Here is a 9,323-nt window from a genome sequence, read left to right on the forward strand (position 1 = left end):
TTGTATAGTTGGTAGATGGGGAGATGGGGGGATGGGGAGATGGGGAGATGGAGAAATATTTGGTAATGGTTGAAGATGGAACATTTTTTTATACCGAATTAAACGGATTTGATATAAACAATCAAGCAAGTATTTATGCTTAATTGTTTACTTAATCATGACGGCTATGATTTTCTCCTAAATTATGACTTCTGATATAGAATCCGGTTATATAGTATATGTTGATAATTCTATAATTACTTAAATATTTAATCTCCCCCACTCCCCCACTCCCCCACTCCCCCACTCCCCTACTCCCCCACTCCCAACTATACAATAACTATTCAACCGGATTCTATATGACTCCTGACTCTTTCTTTTATCCTACATTTTCTAGTGCAGAATATGGGCTGTCAGGAGTATGTCAAGCCCCACCATTGTAAGTTCCGTGTATTTTTCCATTGAACCAAAGTTGTTGCAATTGCCCAAAGATGTTTTCCGAAAGATTAGGTAATGCAGCTACAGAAGCATTTAAGCGAATATGTTCGGCACAAGAAGAACCCGAAATCACAGAAGTAACAGTTTGATGGTTGAGAATATATTTTAAAGCGATCGCCGACATAGATAAATCAGTATCCTTAACAATTGGCTTAATCAGATTAACCATTTCTACCTGTTTAGCTACCCAATCTTCGGGAGTCCATAATCCGCGCCAATCCCCTTCTGGAAACTTATGATTTGGTGTCCAATTACTAACTAATGCACCCGAACTAAATGGACAGCGTGCTATGATACCCACACGATGTTTTTCAGCCATCGGAAATAATGTATATTCAGGTTCTTGTTCCATGATATTATAAACCGCTTGAATAACATCAATTCGTCCAGCTTCAATGTGACTATTGGCTTCACTCGCGCGGCGATCGCCAACGGATATTCCAATTGCTCTAATTTTACCCTGTTCTTTCAACTTCACCATCGCTTCATACCATTCTGTACAATGCCCCCAGGCTACATTCCAGGTATGCAAAAATAAAATATCAATGCACTCTCGCTGCAAATTTTTGAGGCTAGTTTCACAACGATTAATTATCCAATTTGGGGAAAAGTAATCCTCAATCTTACTTTGAGGTTTGGGGGACCAATCATCGCATTGAGGTGGAATTTTACTAGAAATTACTACAGATGAATTTCCCTGTAATGCTTTCCCAATCACCTGTTCGCAATAGCCATTTCCATATTCTAAAGCCGTATCTAAGTAATTAATATCTGCATCTAAAGCAACCTCAATTGCCTGGATATATTCCGCTTCCGTTTTTTTACCCCAGACATCTCCTGACAGTTGCCAAGTTCCTAAACCTACTTCACTAATTTTGATCTCGGTTTTTCCTAATTGACGCTTTTTCATGGTTACGTTTTCTGATTTTATTTAATTATCATTTACCTTATGGGTTTAATATCATGTCCGGATAATTAGACATCTCCAGAAAAGAGGGAACAGGGAACAGGGAACCTACCCCTCGCCCCTCCCCCTCCCAGGAGGGGAATAGGGGAATAATTGATAATTTATGGATAAGAATTGATTTTATTTTTGATTTTTGGAGATGTCTATTAGTGACAAAAAAACTTTCTATCTTTAAACCTTTCTTTCCCTTCAGCATAGCTGCCCTCAGCATAGCTGCCTTCCTTCCTCCTAAGTGTAACTATTCAACCGGACATGATATAATACTCCACCATCACTCGCGTTGCTCAAAATTAATTGTTTGGGGGAGCGTAGACGCGGAGCGGCTTGTCGAAGACTATCCCTATGGAATTTTCCCTTCTGCCTCCTGCCTTCTGCCTTCTGCCTTCTTCAATTCAGACCTCGAATGTAGAGAACAAGGTTAATTTCCGGGTCTATTTTCTGATTAAGCCAATAAAGTGGGTACAAGTTCCCTTCGCGAGATGATTGGAGTAAATACTCGGTCACACCAGACCAACGTGCAGGTATTCCATAATCATGCCAAAGAATAATAGCTTGCTCATTGGCAACAGATAGAGCTAACTTAGTATCGTTCTCAACGTAGTGGTATGAATGCGATCCGTCAATAAAAATCAAGTCAAACTTATCTGAAAAATCTTCCGCACTTAGGTTAGCTGTATCTTCCTTAATTTGCTTAATTCGGTTAGCTGTTGAACGACCTTCAAACAGGAGTGGCGTTTTATCTTCCGGAAAGAATTGTGCATTCCATCCACTAGAATTGAGGCGAGGAGTCTGACCATCTGGTAAGTCAATAGTTACTAATTCTGCATCACCTCTTAATTGGAGAGCCAAATTGTGGGATGTCCAACCCTGATAAGTACCAATCTCTAGAACTCGCTGGGGCTGAAGCCAAAGTGTAAGAGCTGCTAGCATTGCCATATCCGCGTATGAAACACCCCCATTGTCAATCACAGCACCTACTTCAAGGCATGGGAACTGGCTATCTAAACCAGGGAAAAGTTTGAATAGATGTTGGCGCTCAATTTCATAGGGGCCTGCAAACTCTGAGTTGCGTGAATCTATATCTAGAGGATTTACAAATGTTGACGGATATTTCATTTCAGTTATCAGTTATCAGTTATCAGTTATCAGTACCTCATGGAATAGGGAGGCTTGAAATATTGAATTTTCTTCTCTTGGTCGATTAGATATGGCGAGGAGACCCGCTCTTATCAGAGCCGCTCCGCTGTTAGTGTTTGCGGTAGCATTCCGGAACGGAAAGCTTTGCGGTAGCAAACGCCATCTCTCGACCGCTTTTTTTATCCCCTTTAAAGGGCAGGATAGGAGGCTTGAGACCTAATTTTCTGGTCATAATACTCCTGTCAACTTATAGTTGATATCATGTCCGGTTGAATAATTAGACTTTGGTGGAAGGAAGGCAGGAGGCAGGAGGCAGGAGGCAGAAGGTTTTCTTTCATTGTTACCTTAATTTTATACACGCTCCGATGCTACCGGACATGATATGACTTTCTTTTTTACTCAAAACACGCAATTATTGTTAGCTGCCTTAAGGAATACAACAAAATTAAAGCAAAGCTCGAAATTGCTACTAGCTCTTGATGGCGGTAATAACTGGTTACAAAATCCTAAAAGCTTTACTAAGCAATACTTTTGACTTTTAACTTTTGACTTTTGACTTCCGCATGGCGGCACTAGCTCTTGATGCTTTCGCCTCCTGCTAACTGAGCTATCCTTTCAGTTAACGGATTGACTATTAGCTGGTAGATTTGATATATACTAGAAATATCCTGCAAAGGAAAACGCTTTACTTGCCAAGAACCGTTGAGTTCACACCCAAACTCGTGAGGATAAAACCGACCGAAAATCCATCCGTCAGCTTCTTGTTCTGTTGTTGTCTCAATGCGAATCCATTTCCACACCATTTCAGCAACATCATAAATCCGAGTTTCAGGATTAGTAGGCTGTGGATCGATAATCGCAATCCAACATTCGGGTTGATCTGCATCAACTAAATTTGGATCGTCACATCCTACCCAAGTCCAGACAAAGGCTAGATGCTGTACTTGTTTTGCTGGATAATCGTCAATAGGAGTATCGTCTACTAAATGATCGGCATTAACATAAAAGCGACCTAACCAAAATGGTAGCCCTGAATCATAAGGAACTTGATGATTCAATAAACTATAATTATCTAAAAACATATACTGATAATCACAAACCGCGAAAAGTTTATTTGCACATATAGGTAAAAGTTTTTTCGCGTTCTGCTCAGATGCAAAGCGATTATCTAGAACTTTAAACAGACTTCCGATCTGCTGGTGATAAGCTAGCATTACTTTGTAGCTTTCAGCAATCTGCTCCATAATATCTTTTCTCATCATAACAGGTTTCTCCTTTCCTTGTTATCGGATTACCATTACTGTCCTTTTTTCTACCATCTCGTGTTTGTATCCTAAATTCAGGGATATTCTGATAAATCTGGTGTACGGACGTTCGCATTTTCGTTACCGCTAAACTCAACAAAAATGCGAACGTCCCTACCACTGAAACATTCAGTGGACAAGCATTTACTGGTGTGCGCGTTGTTTCAAACCAGTTTAACCTTTCAGCTAAAGGACAATTATATTGCTTCCTGGCCATTTCTAACCAAATAGATAATTAGAGATTATCATAAATAATATCATGTCCGGTTGAACAGTTATAAATAAATAACGACGTAGGAGTCAGGAGTCAGGAGTCAGGAGGGAAGAAAGAAGAAGAACTGGAGTTGAAGGAGAAAGTTTTTTATTACTAATTATTCGGACATGATATCATACCAGATGATAGCCAACAGTTACCGAATTATTAATTATTAATTATTAATTATTAATTATTAAATAATTCTGGTTTAAAGCCTCCCCTTTTAAGGGAAAAAAGCGGTCGAGGGATGGCGTTTTGCTCCGCAACATATAGTTGTTTAACTTAAAAATGAGACGTTTTTTCGTCTGAAACTTCCTCAGAGCAAGAAAGCTTTGTCTCAATCTAAAGTTAAATGACTATATAAAGCGGAGCGGCTCTGTCAAGAGCGGGTCTCCTCGCCATATCCAATCGACCAAGAGAAAAGAAATAATATCTCCTGATATTCAATCCTCTCGGTTTTAACCAGAGGTAATTATCAATTATCAATTATCCATTATCCATTACTGAATAGCCTCCTTGAACAAGTTACCATTATCGGCTAAGATTGATATTTCAATGCTTTCAAGGAGTTAATTTGTTAACAATAAATCAACGCCAAAAAGTAGTTAAGATCGCATAATAACTGAGTTTAATTTTACGAAATAATAAATATGGCTTACAGAATAAACCGTCGCGCCTATGCTGAAACTTATGGACCAACAATAGGCGATCGCGTCCGTCTAGCTGATACAGAATTATTTATAGAAGTCGAGCAAGACTATACCACTTATGGCGATGAAGTAAAATTTGGTGGAGGCAAAGTCATCCGCGATGGCATGGGACAATCTCCCATTGCCAATGCCGATGGCGCAGTGGTTCTAGTCATTACCAACGCTCTCATTCTCGACTGGTGGGGAATTGTCAAAGCAGATATCGGCATCAAAGATGGTAAAATCTGCAAAATTGGCAAAGCAGGCAATCCCTACATCCAAGATAATATAGATATTATCATCGGTCCGGGAACTGAAGTTGTAGCGGGTGAGGGCATGATTTTAACGGCAGGTGGCATTGATACCCATATTCATTTTATTTGCCCTCAACAAATTGAAACAGCGATCGCTTCTGGTATCACAACTATGTTAGGGGGAGGAACAGGTCCTGCCACAGGTACTAATGCGACTACCTGTACTCCCGGTCCTTGGAATATTTACCGAATGTTGCAAGCTGCTGAAGCTTTTCCGGTAAATCTGGGTTTCATGGGCAAGGGTAACAGCAGTCAACCTCAAGCTCTAGTTGAACAAGTATTAGCAGGGGCGATGGGATTAAAATTACATGAAGATTGGGGAACTACCCCGGCGGCGATCGATACCTGCTTAAATGTTGCGGATGAATACGATGTGCAAGTTGCTATCCACACCGATACTCTCAATGAAGCAGGGTTTGTAGAAACCACCATAGAAGCTTTTAAAAACAGGACAATTCACACTTATCACACTGAAGGTGCGGGAGGTGGTCACGCTCCAGATATTATCAAAGTCTGTGGTCAAGCAAATGTGTTACCTTCTTCTACTAACCCGACTCGTCCTTATACTCTCAATACTTTGGAAGAACATTTGGATATGTTGATGGTGTGTCATCATCTAGACCGAAATATTCCAGAGGATGTGGCTTTTGCAGAGTCTCGTATTCGCCGAGAAACTATTGCTGCTGAGGATATATTGCACGATCTAGGAGCATTTAGTATGATTGCTTCTGACTCCCAGGCCATGGGACGTGTGGGAGAGGTGATTATTAGAACTTGGCAAACAGCTCACAAAATGAAGATTCAGCGCGGACATTTGAGTGGAGAGTCTGGGGAAAATGATAATTTGCGTGCTAAACGTTATGTGGCAAAATACACAATTAATCCAGCGATCGCTCATGGTATTGCTGAGTATGTGGGTTCGGTGGAAGTGGGAAAGTTGGCAGATTTATGTTTGTGGCGACCTGCTATGTTTGGGGTGAAACCGGAAATTGTGATTAAGGGAGGAACTATTGCTTATGCTCAGATGGGAGATGCGAATGCAAGTATTCCTACTCCACAACCGGTGGTTATGCAGCCAATGTTTGGTAGTTTTGGGGGAGCGATCGCTGCTACTTCTTTAACTTTTGTTTCTCAAGCTGCCCTGGAAAGTGGTATTGATGCTCAACTACAGTTGAGAAAGTCAGCAGTTGCAGTAGCAAATACTCGGCAAATTAGTAAACAAGATATGAAGTTAAATGATGCTTTGCCAGAAATAGAAGTTGACCCGGAAACTTATGAGGTTAGAGCAGATGGGGAGTTGTTAACTTGTGAACCTGCAACAGTTTTACCGATGGCACAGCGATATTTTCTGTTTTAGGAGGTTTCAAAAAAGGCAGAGGGCAGGAGGCAGAAGGCAGAAGGGAAAGAAGGGTTCCAACCTATATCCCGCACGACAAAACGTAGCATAAAAATACAAGTCATGCATCGAGTGCGTAATTCTGAGGTTTCCTACGGGGCGTATAAAGTGCGGAAGTAATCCCGCACACAGCCCCTCCAGAATGTAATATCATGTTCGGTTGAATACTTATAATATCTGCGGATCGAAGGCAGCTATGCTGAGGGCAGAAGGCAGAAGGGAAAGAGCAAGGTTAGAAGGCAGAAGGTTTTTTATAACTGATTATCCGAACATGATATAAGACGCACTCAAGACAGTCAAAAGTCAAAAGTCAAAAGAAAATTTAGGAGACAGGAGACAGGAGACAGGAGAAAAGGGAATGAGCATTGAAAAAGTAGATGGTTTTCAGCTCTTATATCATGTCCGGTTGAACAGTTATAAATAAACACTCAGAATTCAGCAATTCTGCAATTCAGAATTCAGGAGGGAAGAAAGAAGAAAAGAAGGAGAAAGTTTTTTATCACTAATTATCCGGACATGATATTAATGCTCAAAAAGTTAGCATTTTTAGCGCATAGTTGGGCAAAAAAATTCTCCCCTACTCCCCTACTCCCCTACTCCCCCGCTCCCCTACTCCTTAAAAAAGACTTTTTCAGCAGACCCTAATTATGAGCCAAGGTTAGAAGAGAATACCATCTCCACTGCCAAGACTAACAAGGGTTTCATCCACATTCAGAAGTTCATTCTCCTCAGTATTTTGGGAGGAACCGATAATACCATCGTCATTGAGGTCTACATTGAACTCTGATTCTATAGGTAAGAGGTTATCGCCAGATAACCAACCGGACTTACCGTTGATTACACCCTGTTCATCAGTGTACCAAACATTGCCTTGACTCTCCTTGCTGTTTGCGCCGTCGAGGAGGAAGCGATAGCCACCCTCCTGATCAGCTTCTACGGCTACACCATCCCAGTTAGAGTTTTTGCTGTCGTTGTAGCCTTTGCCTTTCTTATTCTGAAGTTGCAACTGTTCTTGTGTGTCATTGTTGACGATCCAATAGTTGCCATTTACTGAATCTTTGGCAAAGGCTGCTGTGCCATCGTCTTCAACGATCGTGATTTCAGGTTCGCCACCAATCTCACCATCGTCATTGAGGTCTACATTGAACTCTAATTCTATAGGTAATAGATCGTTGCCAGATAGCCAACCGGATTTGCCGTTGATTACACCCTGGTCATCAGTGAACCAAACATAACCTTGACTCTCTCGGTTGTTTTCGCCGTCGAGGAGGAAGCGATAGCCACCCTCTCCATCAGCTTCTACAGCTACACCATCCCAGTTAGAGTTTTTGCTGTCGGTGTAGGTTTTGCCTTTACTATTCTGGAGTTGCAACTCTTCTTGTGTGCCATTGTTGACGATCCAATAGGTGTTATCTAGTGAATCTTTGGCAAAGGCTACTGTGCCTCCGTCTTCAACGATCTTCATTTCAGATTCGCCACCAATCTCACCATCGTCATTGAGGTCTACATTGAACTCTAATTCTATAGGTAATAGGTTGTGGCCAGATAACCAACCGGAATTGCCGTTGATTACACCCTGGTCATCAGTGTACCAAACATTGGCTTTACCCTCCTTGCTGTTTGCGCCGTCGAGGAGGAAGCGATAGCCACCCTCCCCATCAACTTCTACAGCTAAACCATCCCAGCTGGAGTTTTTGCTGTCGGTATAGGTTTTGCCTTTACTATTCTGGAGTTGCAACTTTTCTTGTGTGCCATTGTTGACGATCCAATAGCTGTCATTTAGTGCATCTTTGGCAAAGGCTGCTGTGCCATCGTCTTCAATGATCGTAATTTCAAGTTCGCCACCAATCTCACCATCGTCATTGAGGTCTACATTGAACTCTAATTCGATAGGTAATAGGTCGTTGCCAGATAACCAACCGGAATTGCCCTTGATTACACCCTGGTCATCAGTGTACCAAACATTGCCTTTACCCTCCTTTTTGTTTTCGCCGTCGAGGAGGAAGCGATAGCCACCCTCCCCATCAGCTTCTACAGCTACACCATCCCAGTTGGAGTTTGTGCCGTCGGTGTAGGCTTTGCCTTTACTATTCTGGAGTTGCAACTCTTCTTGTGTGCCATTGTTGACAATCCAATAGGTGTTATCTTCTGAATTTTTGGCAAAGGCTGCTGTGCCATCGTCTTCAATGATCTTTAGTCCAGGTTCGCCACCAATCTCGCCATCGTTATTGAGGTCTACATTGAACTCTAATTCTATAGGTAATATGTCGTTGCCAGATAACCAGCCGGACTTGCCGTTGATTACACCCTGGTCATTAGTGTACCAAACATTGCCTTTACCCTCCTTGCTGTTTGCGCCGTCGAGGAGGAAGCGATAGCCACCCTCTCCATCAGTTTCTACGGCTACACCATCCCAGCTAGAGTTTGTGCTGTCGGTGTAGGTTTTGCCTTTCTTATTTTGGAGTTGCAACTCTTCTTGTGTGTCATTGTTGACAATCCAATAGGTGTTATCTTCTGAATGTTTGCCAAAGGCTGCTGTGCCGTCGTCTTCAATGATCGTTAGAGGTAGTCCAGGTTCTGGAGAAAAGTTACCAAAGTCAATATCTTCTAAGTCTTCGCCCTGTTCTAACTCAACAGTGTGAGTACTAGGAGAACTAGGGTATGTTTGTTCCCATCCATCTTGAAGCTCTTGAGCTATAACGTAAGTTCCAGCATCAAGCTCATTGAATTCATAGTAACCTTCTGCATCAGTGACAGTAGAAATTTCTCCTTCATCAAGTTCC

6 protein-coding genes are annotated in these 9,323 nt (G+C 41.8%); 1 reads left to right on the forward strand and 5 read right to left on the reverse strand.

The window, feature by feature from the left end:
• Positions 1-403 precede the first annotated feature (403 nt).
• The 4 genes from F6K54_RS08785 to F6K54_RS08800 form a co-directional block, all read right to left on the reverse strand.
• Positions 404-1,387, reverse strand: coding sequence for an aldo/keto reductase (locus F6K54_RS08785; RefSeq protein WP_293076576.1), 984 nt, complete (start codon positions 1,385-1,387; stop codon positions 404-406).
• Between the two features lie 444 nt (positions 1,388-1,831).
• Positions 1,832-2,560 carry a class I SAM-dependent methyltransferase gene (locus F6K54_RS08790; RefSeq protein ID WP_293076578.1) on the reverse strand — a complete coding sequence of 243 codons (729 nt, stop codon included), beginning with the start codon at positions 2,558-2,560 and terminating at the stop codon, positions 1,832-1,834.
• A 593-nt stretch (positions 2,561-3,153) separates the two neighbouring features.
• Positions 3,154-3,843: a hypothetical protein gene (locus F6K54_RS08795; RefSeq protein WP_293076580.1), complete on the reverse strand. Its 690-nt coding sequence runs from the start codon at positions 3,841-3,843 to the stop codon at positions 3,154-3,156.
• Positions 3,809-4,102, reverse strand: a complete 294-nt coding sequence (locus F6K54_RS08800) for a hypothetical protein (RefSeq protein WP_293076582.1) — start codon at positions 4,100-4,102, stop codon at positions 3,809-3,811. The genes F6K54_RS08795 and F6K54_RS08800 overlap by 35 nt, the downstream gene beginning before the upstream one ends.
• Positions 4,103-4,791: 689 nt before the next feature.
• Here F6K54_RS08800 and ureC point away from each other — a divergent pair.
• A complete protein-coding gene (gene ureC / locus F6K54_RS08805; protein ID WP_293076583.1) occupies positions 4,792-6,501 on the forward strand; it encodes an urease subunit alpha in 1,710 nt (569 codons plus the stop codon).
• 697 nt (positions 6,502-7,198) lie between these two features.
• On the opposite strand, the gene F6K54_RS08810 is transcribed toward ureC, so the two are convergent.
• On the reverse strand, positions 7,199-9,323 hold a 2,125-nt coding region (locus F6K54_RS08810; protein WP_293076585.1), incomplete at its 5' end, for a hypothetical protein.

Source organism: Okeania sp. SIO3B5 (genome assembly GCF_010692555.1).
GTDB lineage: Bacteria > Cyanobacteriota > Cyanobacteriia > Cyanobacteriales > Microcoleaceae > Okeania.

What these genes read in the sequence shown, in the direction of transcription:
- F6K54_RS08790 (WP_293076578.1), bottom strand. Translation starts at nt 2,560, where the DNA reads ATGAAATATCCGTCAACATTTGTAAATCCTCTAGATATAGATTCACGC.
- F6K54_RS08800 (WP_293076582.1), bottom strand. Translation starts at nt 4,102, where the DNA reads ATGGCCAGGAAGCAATATAATTGTCCTTTAGCTGAAAGGTTAAACTGG.
- F6K54_RS08795 (WP_293076580.1), bottom strand. Translation starts at nt 3,843, where the DNA reads ATGATGAGAAAAGATATTATGGAGCAGATTGCTGAAAGCTACAAAGTA.
- F6K54_RS08785 (WP_293076576.1), bottom strand. Translation starts at nt 1,387, where the DNA reads ATGAAAAAGCGTCAATTAGGAAAAACCGAGATCAAAATTAGTGAAGTA.
- ureC (WP_293076583.1), top strand. Translation starts at nt 4,792, where the DNA reads ATGGCTTACAGAATAAACCGTCGCGCCTATGCTGAAACTTATGGACCA.